20 protein-coding genes are annotated in these 23,412 nt (G+C 45.4%); 4 read left to right on the forward strand and 16 right to left on the reverse strand.

From position 1 onward, the window contains the following. The first annotated feature begins 99 nt into the window (after nucleotides 1-99). The gene (locus J4N44_RS10770; RefSeq protein WP_005445155.1) at nucleotides 100-1,989 is read left to right on the forward strand and encodes a DUF294 nucleotidyltransferase-like domain-containing protein; all 1,890 of its coding nucleotides are present in this window, start codon (nucleotides 100-102) and stop codon (nucleotides 1,987-1,989) included. Nucleotides 1,990-2,000: 11 nt separating this feature from the next. Continuing rightward, the gene (locus J4N44_RS10775; RefSeq protein WP_033001524.1) at nucleotides 2,001-2,717 is read left to right on the forward strand and encodes a 3'-5' exonuclease; all 717 of its coding nucleotides are present in this window, start codon (nucleotides 2,001-2,003) and stop codon (nucleotides 2,715-2,717) included. A 71-nt stretch (nucleotides 2,718-2,788) separates the two neighbouring features. Here J4N44_RS10775 and J4N44_RS10780 read toward each other — a convergent pair whose 3' ends face one another. Next, a complete protein-coding gene (locus J4N44_RS10780; RefSeq protein ID WP_005445153.1) occupies nucleotides 2,789-4,672 on the reverse strand; it encodes a methyl-accepting chemotaxis protein in 1,884 nt (627 codons plus the stop codon). Between the two features lie 228 nt (nucleotides 4,673-4,900). After that, complete coding sequence (locus tag J4N44_RS10785) at nucleotides 4,901-6,472, reverse strand: BCCT family transporter (RefSeq protein WP_005445152.1); 1,572 nt, start codon at nucleotides 6,470-6,472, stop codon at nucleotides 4,901-4,903. A 396-nt stretch (nucleotides 6,473-6,868) separates the two neighbouring features. Here J4N44_RS10785 and cosR point away from each other — a divergent pair, with 396 nt between their 5' ends. Further along, on the forward strand, nucleotides 6,869-7,345 hold the full coding sequence (gene cosR / locus J4N44_RS10790) for a MarR family transcriptional regulator CosR (protein ID WP_005445149.1): 477 nt from the start codon (nucleotides 6,869-6,871) through the stop codon (nucleotides 7,343-7,345). Nucleotides 7,346-7,393: 48 nt separating this feature from the next. On the opposite strand, the gene J4N44_RS10795 is transcribed toward cosR, so the two are convergent. From J4N44_RS10795 to J4N44_RS10820, 6 genes are all read right to left on the reverse strand, one after another. Beyond that, complete coding sequence (locus J4N44_RS10795; RefSeq protein ID WP_005445147.1) at nucleotides 7,394-8,032, reverse strand: response regulator; 639 nt, start codon at nucleotides 8,030-8,032, stop codon at nucleotides 7,394-7,396. After that, nucleotides 8,025-9,380, reverse strand: a complete 1,356-nt coding sequence (locus J4N44_RS10800; protein ID WP_049536623.1) for a cache domain-containing protein — start codon at nucleotides 9,378-9,380, stop codon at nucleotides 8,025-8,027. Before J4N44_RS10800 ends, J4N44_RS10795 begins: the two co-directional genes overlap by 8 nt. A 158-nt stretch (nucleotides 9,381-9,538) precedes the next feature. Next, nucleotides 9,539-10,825, reverse strand: coding sequence for a TRAP transporter large permease (locus J4N44_RS10805; RefSeq protein WP_005445143.1), 1,287 nt, complete (start codon nucleotides 10,823-10,825; stop codon nucleotides 9,539-9,541). A 12-nt stretch (nucleotides 10,826-10,837) separates the two neighbouring features. Beyond that, nucleotides 10,838-11,377: a TRAP transporter small permease subunit gene (locus tag J4N44_RS10810; RefSeq protein ID WP_005445141.1), complete on the reverse strand. Its 540-nt coding sequence runs from the start codon at nucleotides 11,375-11,377 to the stop codon at nucleotides 10,838-10,840. 132 nt (nucleotides 11,378-11,509) lie between these two features. Next, nucleotides 11,510-12,604, reverse strand: coding sequence for a TRAP transporter substrate-binding protein (locus J4N44_RS10815; protein ID WP_005445140.1), 1,095 nt, complete (start codon nucleotides 12,602-12,604; stop codon nucleotides 11,510-11,512). 414 nt (nucleotides 12,605-13,018) lie between these two features. After that, nucleotides 13,019-13,423 (reverse strand): hypothetical protein, encoded by a 405-nt coding sequence (locus tag J4N44_RS10820; protein WP_005445139.1) that lies wholly within the window; start codon nucleotides 13,421-13,423, stop codon nucleotides 13,019-13,021. A 270-nt stretch (nucleotides 13,424-13,693) separates the two neighbouring features. On the opposite strand from J4N44_RS10820, the gene J4N44_RS10825 reads away from it, so the two are divergent. Next, the gene (locus tag J4N44_RS10825) at nucleotides 13,694-14,362 is read left to right on the forward strand and encodes a DUF2982 domain-containing protein (RefSeq protein WP_049536629.1); all 669 of its coding nucleotides are present in this window, start codon (nucleotides 13,694-13,696) and stop codon (nucleotides 14,360-14,362) included. Between the two features lie 11 nt (nucleotides 14,363-14,373). Here J4N44_RS10825 and J4N44_RS10830 read toward each other — a convergent pair whose 3' ends face one another. The 8 genes from J4N44_RS10830 to J4N44_RS10865 all read right to left on the reverse strand — a co-directional run bounded on the left by J4N44_RS10830 (nucleotide 14,374) and on the right by J4N44_RS10865 (nucleotide 23,200). After that, entirely contained in the window at nucleotides 14,374-15,030 is a 657-nt protein-coding gene (locus J4N44_RS10830; protein WP_005445137.1) for an MBL fold metallo-hydrolase, read from the reverse strand. A gap of 130 nt (nucleotides 15,031-15,160) precedes the next feature. After that, nucleotides 15,161-15,709, reverse strand: coding sequence for a peptidoglycan L,D-endopeptidase MepK (gene mepK, locus J4N44_RS10835; RefSeq protein WP_005445130.1), 549 nt, complete (start codon nucleotides 15,707-15,709; stop codon nucleotides 15,161-15,163). Nucleotides 15,710-15,882: 173 nt separating this feature from the next. Then, nucleotides 15,883-17,448 (reverse strand): L,D-transpeptidase family protein, encoded by a 1,566-nt coding sequence (locus tag J4N44_RS10840; RefSeq protein WP_503064191.1) that lies wholly within the window; start codon nucleotides 17,446-17,448, stop codon nucleotides 15,883-15,885. A 131-nt stretch (nucleotides 17,449-17,579) separates the two neighbouring features. Then, nucleotides 17,580-18,662, reverse strand: a complete 1,083-nt coding sequence (locus J4N44_RS10845) for a DUF1513 domain-containing protein (RefSeq protein ID WP_252044446.1) — start codon at nucleotides 18,660-18,662, stop codon at nucleotides 17,580-17,582. Beyond that, nucleotides 18,643-19,680, reverse strand: coding sequence for an imelysin family protein (locus tag J4N44_RS10850; protein WP_252044447.1), 1,038 nt, complete (start codon nucleotides 19,678-19,680; stop codon nucleotides 18,643-18,645). Before J4N44_RS10850 ends, J4N44_RS10845 begins: the two co-directional genes overlap by 20 nt. Nucleotides 19,681-19,690: 10 nt before the next feature. Beyond that, nucleotides 19,691-21,073 carry a di-heme oxidoreductase family protein gene (locus J4N44_RS10855; RefSeq protein ID WP_045489406.1) on the reverse strand — a complete coding sequence of 461 codons (1,383 nt, stop codon included), beginning with the start codon at nucleotides 21,071-21,073 and terminating at the stop codon, nucleotides 19,691-19,693. 92 nt (nucleotides 21,074-21,165) lie between these two features. Next, nucleotides 21,166-22,428 carry an imelysin family protein gene (locus J4N44_RS10860; RefSeq protein WP_005445123.1) on the reverse strand — a complete coding sequence of 421 codons (1,263 nt, stop codon included), beginning with the start codon at nucleotides 22,426-22,428 and terminating at the stop codon, nucleotides 21,166-21,168. A 175-nt stretch (nucleotides 22,429-22,603) separates the two neighbouring features. Continuing rightward, nucleotides 22,604-23,200, reverse strand: a complete 597-nt coding sequence (locus tag J4N44_RS10865; RefSeq protein ID WP_005445121.1) for a GTP cyclohydrolase II — start codon at nucleotides 23,198-23,200, stop codon at nucleotides 22,604-22,606. Between the last annotated feature and the right edge of the window lie 212 nt (nucleotides 23,201-23,412).

A 23,412-nucleotide genomic window follows, 5' to 3' on the forward strand; every position in this document is an offset into this window, starting at 1 on the left:
GAATCTTATCATTGCGCACGAAAAACAGTGATCCGATAAGATTCTGTTTTAAAACTAAGTTAAGATTACCCTATCACTTGCAAACCAAAAGGCACCTTAATGGAAGCAGAACTTCTCGAGATATATAACTTTCTCGCCAAGTATCCCCCATTCAACGAGCTTCCGGAAGAAACGCTCACCAAAGTGACCGAGAACATCGAAATCTCATACTATCGTCAAGATACTCCCGTCATTCATTTCGGCGACCAGATCCACGATCTATACATGGTTCGTAGTGGCGTGGTTGAGGTCTATCGACGCAAAGGTGAACTTTACAACCGACTCGACGAGGGTGACCTTTTTGGTCAAATGGGGCTTCTGACCAACAACAAAGTTCGCTTCCCAGTAAAAGCGATAGAAGATTCCCTACTCTACTGCATTCCTCAAGACATTTTCCAAGAACTGTATGATAACTTCGACTCATTCGCTGATTTTGTTGAAGTAGAGAACAGTGCTCGTTTGCGCCAAGCAGTGTCAGAAAACAACGATGCCAATGACCTAACCACTTCTAAGGTCAAAACCTTATTAACCCGTGACGCACCGACGATTGAACGTGGACAGACGATCCAAGAAGCCGCGCAATTGATGGCGCAAGACAATGTTTCTTCATTGTTGATTGTGGACCCAGACTTTGTGCTGGACGAAGAAGACCCACAATCTCCGGTGCTAGGTATCATTACCGACCGTGATTTGTGTACCCGAGTTTTAGCCGAAGGCTTATCACCGCAAGACGATGTCTCCACGGTGATGACCACTGAGGTTATCTCACTCGATCATAACGCATACGTATATGAAGCCATGCTGACCATGTTGCGCTACAACGTGCATCATTTGCCAGTGGTTAAAGATCAAATGCCGATTGGTATCATCGAAGCTACCGATATTGTACGTTATGAATCGCAAAACTCACTGTTGCTGGTCAGTAGTATCTTCCAGCAGCAAAGCATCGAAGATTTAGCGATTGTGGCAGAAGAAGTAAAGAGCAGTTTTGTTCGCTTGGTCAACGAAGACGCCAACTCACACATGGTGGGCAGCGCGATGTCAGTGATCGGTCGCAGCTTTAAGCAACGCCTTTTAGAAATGGCAGAAGAAGAACTCGGTCCACCTCCTATCCCTTATTGCTTCCTTGCTCTTGGTTCAATGGGGCGCGACGAACAGTTGCTGGTCACTGACCAAGACAATGCAATCATCCTAGACGACACCTACAAAGAAGAGAAACACGGTAAATACTTTGAGGCTCTCGCACAATATGTCAGTGATGGTTTGAACGTATGCGGTTACAAGTACTGTACTGGCGACATTATGGCGACCAACCCGATGTGGCGAATGACCCGCTCACAATGGGAAGAATGCTTTGCCGATTGGATTGATGACCCTAATCCAAAAGCGCTACTCAACGCATCCATCTTCTTTGATTTAGATGGGGTTTACGGTCGCTTAAAATGGGCAGAGCAGCTCACCAGCTTCATCGTACGTCGCGCCCGCAAGAACAATCGCTTCCTAGCCTGCTTGGCACGTAACGCATTAAATCGAACTCCACCACTTGGCTTCTTCAAAGACTTTGTGATGGAAAAAGACGGTCAACATAAAAACTCAATCAACTTGAAACGCCGTGGTACTGCGCCATTGGTCGATCTGATCCGCGTTCATTCTCTGGCGGTAGGCTCACGTGCACAGAATTCATTTGAGCGTCTCGATGACATCATTGATGCTGGCATCTTACCAAAAGGGCGCGCACAAGATCTTAAAGACGCGATGGAGTTCATCTCAATGGTGCGTATCCGCCACCAAGCAATTGATGTTGAGTTAGGTATTGAACCAGACAACAACATTGAGCCTGAAAACTTGTCGGATTTTGAACGTCGTAATTTGAAAGATGCGTTCCAGATCCTAAGTAATGGTCAGAACTTCCTTAAGTTCCGCTATCAGGCTAGTAACAAGTTTAAGTGAGGCGTGAAGTGATAAAGAAGTTATTTCAAAAGCCGAGTATTCAGTGGCCAGTGAAGTTTCAGCAGAAACTTGAGCGTGCCACTGATGAACGCTTAGTCGCCTTTTACGGTAAAGCGCTGCCAGCACCTGAAACGCCACTATCCCAAGTGGAGTTCGTTGCGCTTGATTTTGAGACTACCGGTTTGAACCCACAAAAAAACGGCATCATCACCATTGGTTTGGTGCCGTTCGATCTCAATCGAATTTTCCTACGCCAAGCAAAGCACTGGAAGGTGCGACCACAGGAAAAACTCGATGAAGAATCAGTCATCATTCATGGTATCACTCACAGTGAACTGATTGACGCTCCCGATCTGGGTGAAATCCTCGCTCCCTTGCTAGAAAGCTTAGCGGGTAAGATTGTAGTGGTACATTACCGCCGTATCGAGCGTGAGTTTCTCGACCAAGCACTGCGCTCTCGTATTGGCGAAGGTATTGAGTTTCCAGTTCTTGATACGTTGCAAATTGAAGAAAACATTCAACAAAAAGCAGCGGGCGGTCTTTGGAACAAGCTCAAGGGCAATAAGCCAAAATCATTACGCTTAGCCCAGTCTCGCCGTCGTTATGGCTTACCAGACTATACACCGCACCATGCTCTAACCGATGCCATTGCTACAGCAGAGCTGCTGCAAGCCCAAATTGCCCATCATTATAACCCAGAGCAACCTATCAGTAGCCTGTGGTTGTAATTCGGCTTACGTTATCTTTGAGCAACAAAAAAGGAGCCATATGGCTCCTTTTTATTCAAAACAACAAAAGCTTACAGCTTAAAGCGTCTGATCTCTTGTTCTAGCTCGTGAGAAAGCTCAGACAGGTGCGCTGCTTGCTCAGCCGCCTGGTGCGCTTCCACAGAAAGCTCATTCGATACGTCACGAATGCCCTCTGTATTACGAGTAATCTCAGTAGTTACTGACGCCTGCTCTTCTGCTGCTGAAGCAATTTGAGTTGCCATATCACTGATTCGCTCTACCGCAGAGTGAATTTGCGTCAGGCTAACTGCCGCAGAGTTCGCATCATCCACGCTAGTATCTGCTAGACGACGACTGTCATCCATAATACCCACCGCTTTCGCCGTAGTACCTTGCAGCATTTCGATGGTTTCTTGAATCTCTTGCGTTGAAGCGTGAGTACGTTGGCTCAACACACGAACTTCATCCGCAACCACCGCAAAGCCGCGACCTTGTTCACCAGCACGCGCTGCTTCAATCGCCGCATTCAGTGCCAGTAAGTTGGTTTGTTCGGCAATACCTTGAATAGTCGAAAGAATCGTATTAATCGCGTTACCGTGCGCTTCTAGCTCTTGAATCACGTTGGTCGCGACTTGAACTTCTTGCGCTAGGTTTTGGATCGAACCTTGCGTTTGCGTTACTTGACCAGAGCCATGCACACATGCTTGTACCGCTTCTTCCGAGCTTGATGCTGTGTTGTCCGCGTTACCAGCAATCTCTTGTGTTGCTGCCGCCATTTCGTTAACCGCAGTCGCCACCATGTTGATTTCGTCTTGCTGGTAAGAAATACGCTGGCTACGTTCTTCGGCTTGCTGTGCCGTTGTACGAGCTTGCTCAGACAGTGCGGACGATACGTGACTTAGTTTCGTCACCATCGTGTGCATATTGCCGACAAAACGGTTGAAGTTATCAGCCAGCTTGCCGACTTCGTCATCACTGCGCGGTTCTAGACGTTGCGTCAAGTCACCTTCACCAGAAGCAATTTCTTCCAATGCTTGTGAAACACGACCCAAATCGCGGAACAAGAAACCTACTAGCCATGAAACAGCAACAATCACGACGATAGTGATCAACACAGCGGTGATCAGCATTTCTCGTAGCAATTGAGCGTGGCTTGCCTCTTCTGTCGCACGATCCATTTCAATCGCAAACATCCAATGTGTGCCAGGCACTTTGCTGAAGTAGTAAAGCTTCTCTTTGCCTTTGATTGTTGCACTTTCAATCGCACCAGAGTTGGCTGCGCGCTCAATAGAATCTTTAGAAAATTCTTTAGAAAGGTCGGTGATTGGCTTAAGCGTTAGGCTCTTATTTGGATGAGCAAGGAAAGTGCCATCGTTCATATCGATCAGCATTGCATGAGCATTGTCACCTGCGTCTAGGCTGATGACGTCATTGATCAACTGGTCAATCAATACATCTGCACCGACAACACCAATGAACTTACCGTTTTTCATTACTGGCTCAGCAATTGTCACCAATAGCGCGTTAGTGATAGCGTCTTGGTAAGCTTCTGTGATGATTTGTTTGCCTGCTGCGTTTGCGTCTTTGTACCAAGGACGCGTGCGAGGATCGTAATCAGCACGGTTACGCTCGGGATGAGAACGATACATACCACCTTCTGGTGTACCTAAGAAGATATCGTCAAAGCCACCAGCTTTACGTGCTTGTTGTAGGAAAGGCACAACGTCTTGCTCAGTTGAGTAGTCGTTGAAAGCCGTCGCAATATCTTTACGAATTGCCACCCAGTCAGAAATACCTTCTGAAGCGGCGTTACTTAGGCTTTGTGCTCGTGAATAGACACCTGAACGCGTCTGATCAAGAAGTTGACCAGCCGACAACCAAGTCAGTGCTGTTGCCATCACAACAACAGCAGAGAGGCTTGCGCCAATTAGCTTTTGTTTTAATGATAATTTCATAATTATTATAGAGGTTGGGAGAACAGTTAAGGTGGGTGAATATTACACATTTTTTAATCACTAATCACGAGATTTTACTAATAAAAATAAAACATTAACTCATTGTAAATTAATGACTTATTTCGTCATTATTTTGTCTACCGTCAGAAAAATCACACAAAAAAAGCCAGCAAAACGCTGGCTTTTTTAACTTACTAATATTTAAGTGATATTTATAAATCTTATCAATTATTGACGTTCGGTTCTCATACCCATAAGCAGGCTGACACACATCGCCAATAAAACGACGGTAAATGGCAGTGCAGTAGAAATTGCACCCGCTTGCAGCGCTTGAACAGCTTCAGAGCCACCGATCCACAGTAATGCAACCGCAATCGCACCTTCCATGAATGCCCAGAATACACGCTGTAACACTGGCGCGTCGACTTTACCACCAGCGGTGATGCTGTCGATAACCAATGAGCCTGAGTCTGAAGAAGTAATAAAGAATACCAATACTAGTACGACTGCAATGATGGATAGCATGTTACCGAATGGCAATACATCGAACATTTGGAACATCGCAAGGGAAACATCAGTCAAACCATTTGCACCTAGCTCGCCCACATTATTGATCACTTGGTCGATAGCAAGACCACCGAATGTCGACATCCAAATCAAGGTAACTGCTGTCGGTACAATTAGAACCGCAGTGATGAATTCACGAACGGTACGACCACGTGAAACTCGAGCGATAAACATACCTACAAATGGTGACCATGAGATCCACCAAGCCCAGTAGAATACTGTCCAACCTTGGAACCAAGCTTCATCAGTACGATCAAACGGGTTACTCAGTGGAATAATATTCTCAACATAAGCCATCAATGTGGTTGGCACAGAGCCTAGTGTTACCGCCCAGCCGATCAAACCAACAAGGATAAGCAATAAGAAAGCAATCACCATGTTGATGTTACTGATGACTTTTACCCCGCCATCAATACCACGAACAACAGAAACAACCGCCAATAGCGTAACAACGGTGATAACGACAATTTGCAGCCCTAGTCCTGGTTCAACGCCAAAGACATGGTGAATACCACTTGCCGCTTGTTGTGCACCTAGACCTAGAGAAGTCGCCAGACCAAACAAGGTTGCCAATACCGCAAGAATATCCACGATGTGACCAGCCCAACCCCATGCGCGATCGCCCAATAACGGGTAGAAAATCGAGCGCATTGAAAGCGGCAGACCTTTGTTGTAAGTAAAGAAAGCAAGAGATAGTGCCACGACACCGTAAATCGCCCATGGGTGTAGACCCCAGTGGAACATAGTCGCACCTAGTGCTAGCTTCGCGGCTTCTGGTGTGTTTGCTTCTACACCCAACGGGGTTTCATACCAACCAGTGAAGTACGCTACTGGCTCTGCCACACTCCAGAACATCAAACCGATACCCATACCAGCAGCAAACAACATGGCCAGCCAGGACATGAATGAGTAATCAGCGACAGCATCTTTACCACCAAGGCGAATCTTACCCATTGGTGAAACGATGAGAGCTAAACAGAAGATAACGAAGATGTTACCAGAGATAATAAACAGCCAGTCAAAAGAACCGATGATTTTCCACTTAATGCCGTCGAGTGCGGTCTTAGCGGTGTGTGCGTCCAGCACAAGTGCAGCAATAAGAAACAGTGCAATGAAACCAGCACTGATACCAAAAACAGGATTATGTACGTCAAAACCCCATTTCTGGACGTTGTCTTGACCAACCGTATAGTCGGTACTGTCGATACTGTACTTATCTATACCTTTTGTCATTATTCCTCTCTTTTTATGTTCAATCTTCTTAACAAGGCATTAAAAATCATTTGAACACGATACATTTTATTTTCCATGAAAGTGGAAGATCCTACCATTTGAGGCGTTTTTGTCTATCTTTTGCTGATAAAAAATCCAATAACTTACATTTCAATCAGAAAAGTGTAGCTAAAAAAGCGGAAACAACCACAGTAATACTTAGACCACAAACATTTCTTACTATAATAATTCTAGTCGTTGCTTTTTTCCTCGCTCAATGACCTTAAAAACAATAAGGAGAGCCAAGGCAAATTATTGAAAATTGGTGTCGCGATCCCTAACGAAGCCCTTTAAATAACAGCGCATTTGAGTTAGTGTCGCCTCGTTACATGATCCCTTAATGACTGGATTACGAAATTGGAAAAGTACGAAGAAGTTTTGGTCTCGATTCGTCAGATCATCCGCGCTATTGATTTACATTCTAAGAAGTTAAGCAAAGAGTCTGGTTTGACGGCTCCTCAGCTGATCCTGATGCGTGCCATTAGTGAATTAAATAACGTCACTATCAAACAATTGTCTAGCCATACCAACATGAGTCAGGCAACGGCAACCACTATCCTTGACCGCTTAGAGCGCAACCAACTTGTTGAGCGCCGCCGCAGTGTCGAAGACAAGCGTAAAGTTCACGCGGTATTGACCGAGAAGGGACAAGAAGCCTTAAAACAGGCCCCGACGCCATTGCAAGAGCATTTTATTAGCCGCTTCCAAAAGCTGGAAGAGTGGGAACAGAGCTTGCTTTTGTCTTCTGTGCAGCGCATCTCGACCATGATGAATGCAGAAGATATTGATGTTGCCCCTATGCTTGAACTTGGCAGTATTACCAAGCCTGAATAAGTATCCCTTCGAGCGCTCTGATGTATGAAAGCATGAGGGCGCCCCTGCCTACTCTATCAATCCTGTTTCAAAAGCGTATTTCGCCAACTCAGCCGTCGAGTGCAAATCCAGTTTGTGTTTGATGTTATGGCGGTGCGTTTCTACCGTTCGATAGCTAATGTCCAACAGCGTCGCAATCTTTTTGCTGCTGTTTCCTTGCGCCACTAACTTAAGTACCGCTTCTTCCCTGCGGCTAAGTGGGTTCGGCTTTTGCGCTGCCGGGACGACATCCTGCGTAAATAAGGTCTGAGTAACGGATTCGCAAAAGTAAGTCGATCCTTGGTTCACCGTTTTTATTGCTTGCACCATTTTCTCTGCTGAAATTTCTTTCAGCATGTAACCTACCGCACCAGCTTGCATCACCTTCATGATGTATTCACGGTTGTCGTGCATGGTGAGCATTAAAATTTTGCTCTCTGGACGCTCTTCCTTAATTACGCCAGTAGCTTCAATGCCATTCATGATTGGCATACTGATATCCATCAAGATGACATCTGGATTGAGAAGCTTTGATACTTCAATTGCCTCAAGCCCATTACTCGCCGTACCAATCACATCAATATCAGGTTCCAGTTCCAAACGCGCCATAAAACCATCAAGCACCACCTGATGGTCATCAACTATCACCACGCTAATTGGTTTATCCATAAACTAATCCATCCAAATCTAACAATACGGTGATTTCCGTCCCCAAACCGGGCTCGCTCATGAGTTCAAACTCGCCTCCGATAAACTCAACACGCTCACGCATGTTCCGCAATCCGATTCCTTGTCGGTGCACTGAAGGGTTGACCATAAAACCCGTACCGTCGTCTCGTATCAGTAATTGCAGCATATTGCCCATTTTTTGCAAAATTACTGTGACCTTTTTTGCTTTGGCGTGCTTCTCAATGTTGTTTAAAGATTCCTGAGCCACACGATACAAGGTTGTAGCCACTTCAGATTTCAACTTCACTTGCTCGGTATCAAAATGGCTATCGATGTCCATACCAGAGTGCGAATGAAAATCTTGCAATAGTGTAGAAAGCGCGGCTTCTAAGCCAATATCATCCAAGGCACTTGGTCTCAGTTGGTGAGAAATATGGCGTACTTCATTAATCGCAGTGATCAACGAGCGTTGAGATTTATCTAGGTGAGCTTTGAGCTTTTCATCTTCAATACGATGCGCCATCAAATCTAGGTGACATTTGCTCGAAACCAGCAATTGATTGATGCCATCATGGAGCTCTCTCGCCAGATGTTTTTTCTCATCTTCTTGGAACATCACCGTTTTGTGGGCAAGCTCTTTTAGGTTCTTATCCGCTAAACGATGCTCGTGTAAATTGATGGCAAGTGTCAATACGATGATCACCGCCACCGTAACCACCAGAATAATCACCACGGTGAAAAAGGTAGTCTCGATATTTTGATTGATTGCCGCACGCATATTGGCGACTTCACGGCTCACATCTTCAATATACAACCCAGTGCCAATCATCCAATCCCATTTATCAAGCCATGCCGCATAGCTCAGCTTTGGTACCACCTCCCCCGTAGAGGGCTTTTGCCATAGATATTGATGGAACCCGCCCCCAAGCTGCGCTTGATAAAGCAGAGCCTCAATCAGGTGATCGCCATTTTCATCTTGAATATGCAGTAAATTTTGTCCGACTAAGTCCGGGAGAATGGGATGAACAAGGTTCGTACCGTGCTTATCGTAGGCAAAGAAATACCCATCTGAACCGTAACGTAAGCGGTTTAGGATCGCTTTTACGCGCGCTTTCGCGTCAGCCTCTTCAAGCGTAGGATCGTTATAGATATGAGAAATGGCATCAAAGGCGAGATCTACGGTATCTTTTAGTGCCGCTTCTTTGGATTGAATTAAGTTCTGATGAAAGATTTCCACCTCACGCTGCCCCAAGGTTTTCGCTTGGTAAATGGAAATCCAACTGATACTGGCTGACACCAAAACCACAGGGATCAGTGCCAACAAGATTAACTTGGCTTTGAGAGGCATCCTTTCCCTCCAATGAAACGCTGATTAGGCTTGGGGCTGTTGACCTTTCGCGATTAAAATCGGTTCGAAACATCACAGACCCTGCTCGCTAATCAGCTTAACAACTTGTCTCAAAAGGTGAAAATTTTCACATCACAATTCCTTGCTTCTTACTTGCATTAGGACATGCCATAGAATCCTGGGAAAAATAGCAATGAAGCAAGTACCACAATCTGAATCGCAATGAATGGCATCACACCACGGTAGATATCCCGAGTGGTCACGCCTGCTGGAGCCACACCTTTTAGGTAGAACAAACTAAAACCAAAAGGCGGTGTTAGGAATGAGGTCTGCAGGTTCATCGCAATCAAAATCGCAAACCAAGTCATGTTGATACCCATCAACTCGGCAACAGGCGCAATGATTGGCACGATAATGAAACAGATTTCTACGAAGTCGATGAAGAACCCAAGGATAAGGATGACTAACATGGTAATGATCAAGAAGCCCCATTTTTCACCCGGAAGTTCTAACATCCACTCTTCAACAAGGTAATCCCCCCCAGTGTACGTAAACGCCATTGAGAATGCCGTTGCCCCGAGCAAAATCGCAAAGACCATCGCGGTCACTTTTACGGTCTCTTTCGAAGCTTCATACACCATCGACCAGCTAAACTGTTTGTAAAGCAACGACAATACAATTGCACCAGCCCCACCCAGTGCTGCGGACTCTGTTGGGGTAGCAATACCCGCAAAGATAGAGCCGAGAACAACAATAATCAACGCCAACGGTGGCAGTACGGCTTTCAACGCAGTAATCACTTCTTCTTTACGACTGATAGACTCATCACGCTCGATAGGCTGGGCTGCTTCAGGGTTCAGTTTGGCGTAAATCAAAATGTAGATCACATACGCGCCCACCAGCACCAATCCCGGCCACACTGCGGCTTGGAACAAATCCCCGACTGGTACACCGAGAACATCCCCCAGAAGAATCAAAACTATAGAAGGCGGAATGATTTGACCTAACGTGCCCGACGCACAGATGGTGCCACAAGCCAATCCTTTGTCGTAATTGTACTTAAGCATCACTGGCAAGGAGATCAACCCCATTGCCACTACCGATGCACCGACTACCCCCGTTGATGCGGCAAGCAAGGCACCCACCAACACGGTTGAAATGGCAATACCACCGCGAATACCACCAAACAAACGCCCCATCGACTCAAGCAATTGCTCAGCCAATCGGGTCTTTTGCAACACTAATCCCATGAAGACAAACAGAGGTACTGCCATCAGTACCGTATTCTCCATGATGGATTGAATGCGATAAGGCATGAAAGCAAACATCTCAATGCCTTCTGCCCATACGCCAAAAATTAATGCGATGCCGCCAAAGGTGAAGGCGACAGGAAAACCAAGCAGTAGCGCAAATAACGCCACAAAAAACATCACTATACCGATCATACTGAATTCCTTTTACGACTTACCGTTGTTACCGGCATAGATAAGATGAGGGTTAACAATTTTGTTGATGGAATGAAGCAGCAAACCAACTCCGCTTACCGCCATAAACAAAAACGAAAGTGGAATCATACCTTTAATGATCCATCGGTATGGCAAACCACCCGGATCTCCAGATGTCTCGCCCAGCGCGTAACTCTCCTTGGCAAAGTCGACACCAAACCAAGCAACCAATAGGCAAAAGGGAAACAAAAAAAGTAAGGTGCCTAAAATGTCGATTATGGACTGCGCTTTGTATGACAAGCGCTCATAGAAAATATCTACGCGTACGTGCCCGCCGGATTTAATTGCGTAAGGCACACCAAGTAAAAACACGGCAGAGAAAAGGTGCCATTCCATTTCTTGAAAGGCGATCGAGACGTCATTGAACACGTAGCGCATGACAACGTCGTACACCACGTTCGCTAGCAACAAAATAAATAAGATGCTGGATAACCAGCCTAGAAAATCACCGAAGCGGTTAAAGATTCGCTCAATATAAATAAGGCTTCTCATTCCGAACTCCATGGAACGTGGGGGAGATTGGCTCCGCTGGTTCGCGGAGCACTTGTTATGACCTTCTCTAAGAGAAGTTTTCTTGGGCTTCATTGGCAGGCTAAATCACTCGAAATAGCCTGCGATACGAAGTTATTGCTGAGCTTGGCTGTTTAAGTAAGCTCGGTGTGAAATGTCAGACCAAGGGCGTACTTGCTCGATGTAGCTTGCTTGTGACTCTTGGATTTCTTTCGCTAGCGCGTCTTTCTCAGCATGCTGTTTTAGCAAACGCTCGTTCGCTTCTCGCAGCGCTGAAATCACCTCTGGTGGGAAGTCTTTAACTTGTACGTCTGGGTATTCTGATTGGATAGATGCCCAGTTCTTACCACTTTCATGTTTAGACTGCGTGTACATATCGTAAGCCGCCGCTTTCATCGCTACTTGTAAGATCGCTTTTAGATCATCTGGTAGGCGTTCCCAAGTACGTTTGTTCACTAGGAACTGCAGTTCGGTACCAGGCTCATGCCAACCTGTATAGTAGTAAGGAGCAATTTTGTGGAAGCCCATACGCAAATCTAGAGATGGTCCTACCCACTCCAATGCATCAATCGTGCGTCGTTCAAGAGAAGTGTATAGCTCACCCGGTGCGATGTTTGTTGGTTTTGCACCCAGCTCTGCGAGAATTTCCCCAGCGAAACCCGGAATACGCATTTTCAGACCTTTTAGATCATCTACTGATTTGATTTCTTTCTGGAACCAACCACCCATCTGGGTATCGGTGTTACCACCAGGGAAAGACAGCAAGTTATGCGGAGAATAAACCTTCTCCATCAACTCCATGCCACCACCGTAGTAAAACCATGCGTACTGTTCTGTTGGCAACATACCGAAAGGCATAGAGGTGAAGTAAAGGGTGTTTGGTACTTTGCCTTTCCAGTAATAAGAAGCGGAATGTCCCATGTCGTACTGACCGGATTTCACCATATCAAACACGCCAAGCGGCGCTTTATGCTTGTTTGCGGAATCAATACGAATTTGTAGGCGTCCGTTTGACATTTCTTCTGCCATTTTCGCCATGTTCTTTGTTGCATCACCGAAGATAGGGAAATTCGGTCCCCAAGTCTCCGCTAGTTTCAAGCGATACACTTTATCGTCAGCAGCGTTAGCAGAAGTCGCTACAAATGCCATGGTTGCTACCATCGCTGTCGCTTTGAGTACTCGTTTCAAAGATTTTTGGATAAGACTCATCGTTCACGTCCTTTGTCACCAAGGTTATTGTTGTCATCCATTACATAAGGATTCGATATAGAAGATGGGACATTACTTGGAAGTAAGAAATGGGCATGAACACGCAACAAATCGGTGTCTATAAGCTAGGCTTAGTCGTTAGTATTACGTATTTCTGCGTAGGTGATAAGCGTTCATCATGAAACAAAGTCGTAAAATCAGAATGTTATCTATTTCATTTGGAGAGAGCAGTATAGAAAGCACGTACGTGGTTAACTGCGAAAGAATTTACACAGTATTTAATAAATTGTGACAAATGACGGGTTTGTATCGTTAGAATGCTCAATTATGGAAGGGAAAAAGCCGCTCTTAAGGTAAAAAATACCCCGACCAATGCCGGGGTATTTAATGCAAAAAACAGAATTACAGCGGTAATTAAACTGCTTTATAGATAACTTTGTTACCTGCTAACTGCTCTTTTTGAACTAGGTTTTCTTCAAGAAGCTTCTTCAGTGCGCCAGTAGCCCATGATGCCGCTTTAGTGTCTTCTTGACCAGCAGCCAGACCGATACCTTTAGGGTTGATACCTTCTGCGTTTGCTACAACGATATCTAGTACTTGTTGCTGCTTAGGAGTAAGTGCAACCTCAACCGTTTTTGCTGCAGCTACTTTCTTCTCAGCTACTGCTTTTTCAGCAACAGCTTTTTTAGCAACGGAAGGTGCTGCTGCTTTCTCAACAACAGGTTTAGCCGCCTTCGGTGCTGCAACTACGTTTGCTACTGTCGCTTTAATGCGTTTTTGCAGTTTCATCTGCACTTTACGCTTATGAGCAAGTCTCATTGAATATTTCTCCAGTTCACTGCATCTCAGCAGGGATGAAAATTTGAAGCGCGTTTTATACCAAAAATCACAAACGATTTGTAGGTTTTAGCGGCGAAACGCGATGAAAAATGCGCTCATTGCATAGAACGTCTACTATTTAATCAGATAAATTGTGAACAGATTTATTGAATACTGGGTATAAAAACAGAGGTTCTTTGTTTCTAATAAGCAAGTAAATGAATATCAAAGACAAGAGTCTCAACACCATTGTTCAATGAGGCTAAAAGCATGGAAACGCGGCATCTCAGCAACTCACATTTCAAATCTGACTCCCCCATCAACAAATTGATCATGTTTATGGTTGTCACGATTACCTTATTTCTGGTTTTAATTGCTCCAGGATGGAAACAAGCCATGCTGTCGGTGGTCTTGATGGCACTCATCGTTGGATTTGCCATTGTAATGATCAAAAAGAGTCAGGTCTCTTTCACGCTCACCGCTTCTCATTTCCAGCAACATCTTTTCAAAGGCGGCTGGGTACTACGTTGGAAAGACATTGATTCAATCGGTATTTGCACCTACGAGCAAGAAGGTTGGCATCAGCCTTTACCTTGGATTGGTATTCGCTTGAAGCACTATTCCCCTTATCTCAACTCGATCTGTCCTCGAATCGCAACGGAAATTTTATTAGGGCAACGAGCTTTGCTTTACTTAGGCGCAAGACAAAATAATTGCGAAACAAAATTTGAAGATATGGTGTTAGACCCCGCTCCATACATTAATCAAGAAGGCATGCATTACGAAGGTCTACAAGCCATGCTGGCGAATAGAATGAAGTATCAGAGGCAGTTTTACGGCTATGACGTGTTTATTTCAGCCAGTGACTTAGACCGAGAAGCTGAAGAGTTTGTAGGATTGGCTCGACGTTACTTAGCTGCCGCCGAGCCAGATGCTTAATTCAATGCGCCTTAATATAGAGGCATTTCGTCTGCAACGAATGGGTTTGTCTTGCGTTCATGACCAAACGTCGATTGTGGGCCATGCCCAGGAACGAAAGTTACATCGTTGCCGAGTGGCCACAGCTTTTCTTTGATCGAACTTATCAATGTATTGAAGTCCCCTTGAGGGAAATCTGTACGACCTACACTGCCGTTAAACAAAACATCACCAACGAAAGCAAGACGAGCTTCTTCACTGTAAAGCACAACGTGACCAGGCGTATGTCCAGGCGTATGAATAACATCTAAAGTTTGGTTGCCAAAAGAGACCTTATCGCCCTCATTTAGCCATTGATGTGGTTCAAACGCTTCAGTCAATGGGAACCCAAACATTTGACTCTGACCTTCCAAGCCTTGCAACCAGAAGTTATCCGCTTTGTGTGGCCCAACAATTTCAGTACCACCAAGAAGAGCAGATAATGGTTCAGTGCCGCCCACATGGTCTAAGTGACCGTGTGTCAGAACTAGGTTTACAACCTCAACACCCAACTCTTTGATCAGCATTGCCAGTTGCTTTTCATCGCCACCCGGGTCAACCACAATGCCCTTCATGGTTTCATCACACCAGACAATAGAACAGTTTTGAGAGAAAGATGTTACGGGAACAACTTGGTACTTCAGAGCCATAGATAACCTATACCGAATAAATTTTCGTGAAAACTGCGGCAACTATGACACTAAGCCAAAGTGACTTCAAGCGCTGAGCCATGGGTAATTAACGACTTTCTACGTCAATAAATTAAGTCTTAGGCAGGCATTACCAAGAACGTACTGCGCCGGTATCGATATGTACAAAGTTACTGCGTGGGTAATAGCCAACACCACCCGCTTTTAAACTTAATGCGGCATCACGCACGGTCGAAAGCTTGACGCCATCTAAGCGAAAATCGATCGCTTTGCCTTCCATGTGCATGCTTTTCTTTGCCACGCCAGAAGAGTTGTTGCGTAGCGATGCATTCGTTAGAGGCGAACGGTACCCTGAAATCACAATTACCTCTGCATCGGTACCTATCAGTGCTTGGATCTGACTGATTTGATCAAATAAGCGGCGGTCCATTGGATGGATTTCGTTGCGACGATGGTCACGACAAAACTTATCAAGCCGTTTAAGTTCCTCGTCCACATAAGTACTACCGTTGAAGTAGCATGACTCCAAAAGCTCACCAGTATTGAGATTATTCATCGCAAGCACACGAGGTTCATCAGGCAATGAAGCCCAAGACAAACTTGGCATCGCCGAGGCGACCACAACACCACCAGCGGTCATTTTAAGAAAATCACGACGGGAAAAATTACGACTTACCATGACAAATATACTGCTCAATTACTGTACGAGCAGCGGACATTACCGAAACCTATTTAACGCGTCAAATGCATAAACCGGTCCGGCTTGTCGCTTTTAAGCTGGATTTTTTGCTTACTTATTGAACAAAAAACAGATTTTCTTAATTGTAAATTTTCTTAAATTAAGTGTGCCCTTTACCCTTGGTCGTCGTATTGATAAATATCATCACGGTAGTAGAGCGTGCCTTCTTCTAACCACGCGGTTTGATAAATGATGTGCACTTGAATTCGCTCACTCAAAGGCACTGAGGTGTTGGAGCGACGTCCACTTTGACGTTTTTTCGCTAACCGTTCTTCAAGACCTTGCGTTTTAAAGAGCAACTCAGCAAGTTGATCAGCATGCTCAACGCGAACACACCCTGAGCTGAACGCTCTCCGATCTTGATTGAACAAGTTTTTGCTTGGAGTATCGTGTAGATAGATTGCTTGTGGGTTCGGCATATTAAACTTGTACAACCCTAAAGCATTGTGCGAACCCGATGACTGTCTCATCCGGTAAGGAAAGCTTCTTGGGTTGACCGTTGCCCAGTTAATTGTGGTTGGGTCAATGATCTCTTGCGAGGTCCATGATCGGATGATCTGGATATTATGCTCGATCAGATACATGGGATTGCGCTTCACCTTAGGGATGATGTCCTTGACCATGATCTTCCAAGGAACATTCCAAGTTGGGTTTAAGATAACGGAATCGAGCGTGCCCGTCATGATTGGGGTCTTGCGTGATGCTCTCCCTACCACTACTTTGGATTCAAACAGTGCTTGTCCTTGATGCCAGTAGGTCACTTCGTAGCCGGGGACATTGACAAACACCACGTTGTCACGCTCTTTTGCCCAAATCCGCGAGCGCTCTGCGTTAAGTGCTAGAGAGTGCAATCGTTGCTCAGGAGAGAAGTTGATCCAGCGAATCGTATTGGGACCGATGATACCGTCTTGCTTTAAGCCATGAATACGTTGAAACTCCATCACCGCGAGTTCTAGGTTTTCATCATAACGTGTGGTCTCTGTGTCTAAATGACCGACTTCAACGCCCACGATTTGCATCCGCGCTATCAGGCTCGATTTATCAAATAGCTCGTCTCCGACTCTCGCCAATCTCTGCTCTTGCTGATACAAAGGGAACTCAAACTGCGCGTAAGTCGATAATGAAGCAAAAGCGGTATTAAATGATGCATCCATTTGTAGGGGGGAGCGAAGTTCAGCAAGAAACTGGTCAAGTTTGCCTACCGTGATTTCATTACTCAACAACGACAGCGTTTCGATACTTGGCGCAGGCAGTTTAACGTGAACTTTATTTGCAAATAGCCAATTGATGCCTTCTTGTGGAACTTGTTCAAGGTAGGACAAATACATGAGGAGTGAATCACTCATCACCAGATCAAAGTCAAGCTCATCACCTTGTTCGCGTACTTGTTCAATACGTCGCAGTTGGTCATCAAATTCAGAGGTCACATCCGCCAATGCCACCAGCTCAATTTGAAAGATGAGTTGATCAACATCAGTTTCATTTTCCCAGTTGAGACGGTAGTTGGTGCTTTGGTAGAGCTGATCGATGACATCTGGATAGTGGATCATCTTCTCCACAGACAACTGCTCAACCGCGCCCTCTTGCTCTGTTTGTGCAGATGCATCGGGAGAAACCACGGTTGAAAAGCTGCAAAACGGCACCAAAAGTGCCGTTATCATTATGAGTCTAGCAATCACTGAAACGATCCCTTCGTTACGTGCCATAAAAAAAGTATGGCAAATATCTCACGGGTTGCCGCTTTAAAATTAAGAATCTGCAAACGAAAATGCCAACAAGATCCTCAATAAGATGTTACTTAATGATCTTTCTAGACAATTCTCGCCCAATGGTTATCCCATTGAACGCCGCTAGCAAAAGTATTCTTTGACTCTGTAGGTCTTTGTTCGACCACTCTCCCTGCACCAGAGCTGACGCGAAACTCATCACCGTAAGTGACGACACCAGAAGCATCTGGTAGTGCATTCAATTCAACCAACTGCCCGGTGGATTTCGACCAAATACCGTAACAACTTCCCGGAGGTGATGTTGCTAATATCCAATCTTCTGTCGCAGCAATGCTTGCCACATACTGATTAAAACGCGCCCACTGCTCCGGTTCAGCTTGCAAATCTTGCATCTCACCACCACGTGTATGCATGGCGATCAAAGCTGGGGATTCATCCGGCTCACCACGATATTGCTGACCGCAAAGCACTGTCTCAACACCATCATGTGCAAGGTGACGAATACTCAGTTTATGATCGGGTAAAGACACTTGGTCTAACAATTCTCCTTCTTGCGAAAGATAGCTCAGACTTGGCGTCATGGTATTTAGATTAAGCGGCTCGCGTCCATTCGTGTGGACGCCACCAACACCAATGGCTAAAGCGCCGTCAGGCATCATGATGACTTCATGAGGTCCGAGACCAAATCCGCTCAATTCTTCAATTTTTTGATACTGCCTTTGCGCATCATAAACTCCGATGATCCCTCGGCTTGTTCCCCTTTCCCCCTCAGTAGCAAATAAGTAATGACCATCATGGGAGTAAACACCATGCCCATAGAAATGGCGGTCCACTTTTGCTAACTCCAGTTTGACCATTTGCTCCGAACGATAGTCAAACACCATAAAAAAGGTGCCGGGACGACGACCAAAGACAACCGCATGACCTTGCGGGTTGGTCGCCACGCCATGACCCCGTTCAGGGATTGGCAGTGAAGACAGCGGCATGCCATGTTCATTGGCAACTACGGCAGCGTATTTGTCGCGTCCAATGATAGAGCAGCCAATCAAAGCAGGCTCGCGTGTGTTTGTTGAAGTGCAACCGAACGGCAGAACAGGGGCAGCCGCTCCAAACAAAGCGGCTTTCAGTAAGGTTCGGCGAGTTTGATCAGTCACCATCGGTTGCATTGAATCCTATAACGACACCAAGTTCGATAGCCACCTCTTCGTGGATCAGATACTTCAGTTGCTCAAGCTTGTTGTATTGTGCGAGAACCATTCGATAACCGTCTTTGGTTTGCAGCGCGGCAAACAAGCTTTTATCTTCAGGCCACGTATCCAATGCCATATCAAATTGATGAACAACACGATCAGCTAATTCACTATGCCCCTGATCACGAAGCAATGCATCTAAACCAGAGCCATTAGCAAGATAGAGAGCCTGTAACGCTTCAAGGTTAGCCTTCAAGTTAGACAATGAAGTTTGTGAACGCCATGATTCTGAGAAATAAGGACGCGGTTTGCCTATTTTGGCCAATGGGCGGCTCAGCTTCTTCATGCTGTATTCTAATTGATTAGACAGCAACGAAATGTACTCAGACTCCCACTCCGTCATGTCTAATGACTTCCATGGGTTTTGTGCCCATGAATCTGCAATGATGTTTGCTTTGTTATTAAGGTTTTCTGCAATCGCAATACTGGTAGCACACGTATTGCTATTAGTAGATAAACTCGACGCCTTGTCGTAAAGCAACCATTCCAGCGCACCCAACCCTTGTACTGTTACGCTTTGAGTCGAAATATCCTCTGCGCTCCAAATTTGGTCAGACTTCGTTAAGACCGACATTTTTCGTCCAGTCGTGTTCTTCTTATCTGGCCAAAATTGCACATTCCAGCTCTGCTCTAATGCGGTCGCAGGTCCACGCTCTTGCCCTTGTAATGCCATCCACACCAACATGGTTTGATGCCATTGCTGCTTAATTTGTGCGTCACCTTTCATTTGTGAAGCACAGTATTCTGTGAGGCTCTGCTCTAACTTGGTTGTCTGAGTTACAAACGCCTGTGCCGCGTTAAACTCCACCTCGTATACGTTTTGTGAAATATGGCTTGTACTCTCGGGCTCAACAGAGCTTGACCCGTTTGTCGATTGGCAGCCAGCCAAACTTAACGTTGCGGCAATCGCACTCACTAACAAAGTTTTTTTCATGGTTGGCTCCTTATAGAGAATTCAGGAATGCGATCAATGCGTCGCGTTCTTTCTTGTTGAGCGCTAAAACGTTTTGCTTAGCCGTTTCTGCCTCGCCGCCGTGCCACAATACGGCTTCCATTAAGTTACGTGCACGACCATCATGTAAGAAGTAAGTATGACCATTTACCTCTTCGGTATAACCAATCCCCCATAACGGCGCGGTTCGCCATTCACGGCCATTCGCTAGGTACTCAGGACGGTTATCTGCCAAGCCATCACCCATGTCATGCAGAAGCATATCGGTATAAGGGTGAATAAGTTGCTCAGAAAGAGCCGGTAATTCCGGTCGCTTAGCGGTTTTTACGCTCGTCTTGTGGCAACTTTCGCAGCCAGAAGACGCAAAAATCTGCTGACCAAGCTGAACCTCGGGATCATTGATATTTCGACGTGCCGGTACTGCGAGGTGTTGACTGTAGAACTCAACAAAATCGAGGATATTTTTACTCACCTCTGGTTTGCCGCCATTAGGCATGTCATCACAAATCGTCTGCTTAGAAGTGCAGTTTTCGTTTGGGAACAAATGACTAGTTAGACCCACATCGCCGTTAAATGCAGCGGCGTTTTGTTGCATGAGCGTCGGTTGCCCTGCTTTCCAGCCAAATCGACCAATTGAGAAATCGTCTTTTTCGATGTCCCACACTTTATTCACTTTGCCAGAAATACCATCTTTGTTTGTATCTTGCTCGTCAGCCCAAGCCAGCAACGTTTTATCAGGAATGCTCTCCAGCAAACCAAGACCGATCATTGGCGGAGCAACACGCGCAGAGAACTCTGTATCAGGGTGCATCGCCCCATAACCTAAATCCGTAATTTGCAGCACTGGCTTTCTGAGTACGACCTTGGTGCCATCTTTAAAAGTAACTAGCACGTCGGTGTAACTGATATTGATCTTGCCTTCCGGCGTTTGATCTTGCAGTGCAAAATCTTGTAGCTGCCCACCGTAAGTTGGCTCAGGGATACCGCCATCTTTGATGTACGCTTTTTTCTGCTCCGGAGTCATTGCTGGAATACTGAGGCGCACTAGCATAGAGACCGCATGCAAATCGTCTTTTTCCGGAGGATGACCACGCCCATCTTTGATATGGCAGTTTTGGCAACCATTCGTGTTAAACAAAGGTCCCAGTCCATCACGAGCGTCTGTTGATGCTGGCGCTTGTACCCAAGGGTTACGGAAGAAACTGTTGCCGACACTAAAGTCCAGCCGTTTGCTCATCGGCAGGTTGGCAGCAGGAAGAGAATACGCGTTAGCGCCGTCTTTTTTGACGCTGGTTTTGCCACCAGACTTAACATCATAAGCCATGGCAGAAGAAGAAAGGAGCGCGACTAGCGCAGAATATAGGTATGGCTTCATATCATTGCTCTACTAATACGACAGGTGTGATAACAACGAGCTCAAACGGCAAAAGGGCTCACAAAGAGCCCTTATTTATTATGGTTTTCTTATTAAAACTCGTGATCAGCAGTATCAGGGCTTAAGCTGTCGATACCGACGATGTTCGCCGCTCGCTCAATCGCACCTGTTTGAGCTACCAATGACATAATCGTGTCATTGACTAACGCATTGCCTTGCGTATTACCAGCTGCGATCAACTGGTCAAAGTGTTGGTTATTCTTCTCTGCAGAAGTAACCAGCTCGCCCACTTGGCTACGTGTTGTATCAAACTGCTTTTGGATCTCTTTTGCCGCTTGTTTGTCTTTTTGAGCGACTAAATCCGCAATACTTGGACCAGACAGTTCTTTTCCGTCAACACCTTTGTACGTACCTGTGTAAACGTTGTAGATGCCTTGCTCATTGTAGTAATGAGAGTTATGCGTGTTGTCTGAGAAACAATCGTGCTCATCTTCAGTAGAGTTTGCCTCTAGCGCTACTTTCATACGTTCGCCCGCTAGTTCACCTAGAGACAGAGAGCCCATGCCGAACAACATCTTACGAAGACCATTATCCGCAGATTCGCTTAGAAGCTCTTCACGGTAATTACCTTTTACTTCCGAAGACCACTGCTTCTCCATCCACTCAAGATCCTGAACCAACAGATCTGCAGCCGCTTTTAGGTACTCACCACGACGGTCACAATGATCATTCGTACATTCAGAACCAACCACAAAGTCAGTATAAGCACGCTGACCCGCACCCGCATTTGTGCCATTTAGATCTTGGCCCCAAAGTAGGAATTCAATCGCGTGGTAACCAGAAGCAACGTTTGCTTCAGAGCCACCCACTTCGTTTAGATCCGCTAGCAACTCTGGTGTAATTTTTGAAACGTCTAGCTTAGACGCACCAATTTGTAGGCTTGTGTTTGCGATGATATTTGCTGCAGCACCTTCGTTACCAAGCTCATATTGGTAATCAGAAGCGACATAGTCAATCAGACCTTCATCGAGCGGCCATGCGTTAAGCTGACCTTCCCAATCATCGACGATTGCGTTACCAAAACGGAAAACTTCAGACTGTTGGTATGGTACGCGAGCGTCAAGCCAAGCTTGTTTAACTTCTTCAAGCTTTTTCGCTGATGGGGATTCAAGAAACTCATCGATTTTTACGTCGAGTGTTTTCGCTGTAGTCACAGAATCAGCGAACACGGCGTGTGCCACGTCAGCATAATGTTCGACCACTTGTTGTTTAGTTACTGTCGCAGCAACCGTAGAACCACTGGCAATGAGGAGTGATGCAGCAATAGATTGGACTAATACTGTTTTTGCATTCATCTGAAGCATCCTTGTTGAGCATTTTAATTATCGTATTGGTAGTGCTAATTATTCTTATTTGCACTTTTGTCCCGAGATAATACAAATTTACAATTTATTTGCAACTCCAGATACAAAAAAAGCCTCATAAAAATGAGGCCTTTAACAGTCATTATTGTCAAATTTATCTTTAAGATTAAACCTTTAGGTGGTGTTTCCCGTGTGAAACCTTTGCTTTAAGATAATTTTCATTGCCATCTTTAATGTGCGCTGAAGTGTTGACAACCTCTGTAATTTCAATTCCGTATTCCGATAACTCACGGATTTTTTTAGGGTTATTAGTTACGAGACGGATTTTTCCAACCCCTAACGCCTCAAGCATTTGTGCAGCTTCGGTGAAATCGCGCAAGTCATCATCGAAGCCTAGGTGGTTGTTGGCTTCATATGTGTTCATACCCTGGCTTTGTAAACGGTACGCATCAATTTTGTTGTACAAACCGATCCCACGACCTTCTTGGCGAAGATATAAGATAATGCCACCTGACTCACCCATTCGGTTGATGGTTTCTTCCAATTGCTCGCCACAGTCACAGCGTGAAGAGTGGAACACATCACCAGTCAGACACTCAGAGTGCATGCGCACTAAAGGCATGTCTTGTGTTTGGTCTGCTTGCTTAAAGATAATTGCTACATGCTCTTTATCCGTCTTCAGACCGCGAAAAGACAGGATTTCGGCATCAATGTTACTGTTAGCCCCGACTTTAAAATCTACTCTGGCACGTACTTCCGCCATATCTACACTCACTCGATTTATTGCTTGATGCATGTTCGTTATTGCATTCATGGGATTGTTCTCATTTGCTCTTCAACTATGGGGATTGATACCGCATTTTTCAATGTTGAGATCACAACGAGCCCTATTCTTATGTGTGACAAGCTTGGAAATCCTATCGGAATAACACCCGCTAGCCGACTTTACAATTGTTATAATATAACATTTATGAC

Origin of the sequence: Vibrio sp. SCSIO 43155, assembly GCF_023716605.1 — a bacterium.
In the GTDB taxonomy this organism is placed as follows: Bacteria; Pseudomonadota; Gammaproteobacteria; order Enterobacterales; family Vibrionaceae; genus Vibrio; species Vibrio harveyi.

Coding starts and splice junctions, on each gene's coding strand:
- J4N44_RS10855 (WP_045489406.1), bottom strand. CDS start 21,073: ATGAAGCCATACCTATATTCTGCGCTAGTCGCGCTCCTTTCTTCTTCT.
- J4N44_RS10820 (WP_005445139.1), bottom strand. CDS start 13,423: ATGAGACTTGCTCATAAGCGTAAAGTGCAGATGAAACTGCAAAAACGC.
- J4N44_RS10810 (WP_005445141.1), bottom strand. CDS start 11,377: ATGAGAAGCCTTATTTATATTGAGCGAATCTTTAACCGCTTCGGTGAT.
- J4N44_RS10780 (WP_005445153.1), bottom strand. CDS start 4,672: ATGAAATTATCATTAAAACAAAAGCTAATTGGCGCAAGCCTCTCTGCT.
- J4N44_RS10825 (WP_049536629.1), top strand. CDS start 13,694: ATGGAAACGCGGCATCTCAGCAACTCACATTTCAAATCTGACTCCCCC.
- J4N44_RS10845 (WP_252044446.1), bottom strand. CDS start 18,662: ATGCAACCGATGGTGACTGATCAAACTCGCCGAACCTTACTGAAAGCC.
- J4N44_RS10785 (WP_005445152.1), bottom strand. CDS start 6,472: ATGACAAAAGGTATAGATAAGTACAGTATCGACAGTACCGACTATACG.
- J4N44_RS10860 (WP_005445123.1), bottom strand. CDS start 22,428: ATGAATGCAAAAACAGTATTAGTCCAATCTATTGCTGCATCACTCCTC.
- J4N44_RS10830 (WP_005445137.1), bottom strand. CDS start 15,030: ATGGCTCTGAAGTACCAAGTTGTTCCCGTAACATCTTTCTCTCAAAAC.
- J4N44_RS10770 (WP_005445155.1), top strand. CDS start 100: ATGGAAGCAGAACTTCTCGAGATATATAACTTTCTCGCCAAGTATCCC.
- J4N44_RS10795 (WP_005445147.1), bottom strand. CDS start 8,032: ATGGATAAACCAATTAGCGTGGTGATAGTTGATGACCATCAGGTGGTG.
- J4N44_RS10805 (WP_005445143.1), bottom strand. CDS start 10,825: ATGATCGGTATAGTGATGTTTTTTGTGGCGTTATTTGCGCTACTGCTT.
- J4N44_RS10800 (WP_049536623.1), bottom strand. CDS start 9,380: ATGCCTCTCAAAGCCAAGTTAATCTTGTTGGCACTGATCCCTGTGGTT.
- mepK (WP_005445130.1), bottom strand. CDS start 15,709: ATGGTAAGTCGTAATTTTTCCCGTCGTGATTTTCTTAAAATGACCGCT.
- J4N44_RS10865 (WP_005445121.1), bottom strand. CDS start 23,200: ATGGCGGAAGTACGTGCCAGAGTAGATTTTAAAGTCGGGGCTAACAGT.
- J4N44_RS10815 (WP_005445140.1), bottom strand. CDS start 12,604: ATGAGTCTTATCCAAAAATCTTTGAAACGAGTACTCAAAGCGACAGCG.
- J4N44_RS10850 (WP_252044447.1), bottom strand. CDS start 19,680: ATGAAAAAAACTTTGTTAGTGAGTGCGATTGCCGCAACGTTAAGTTTG.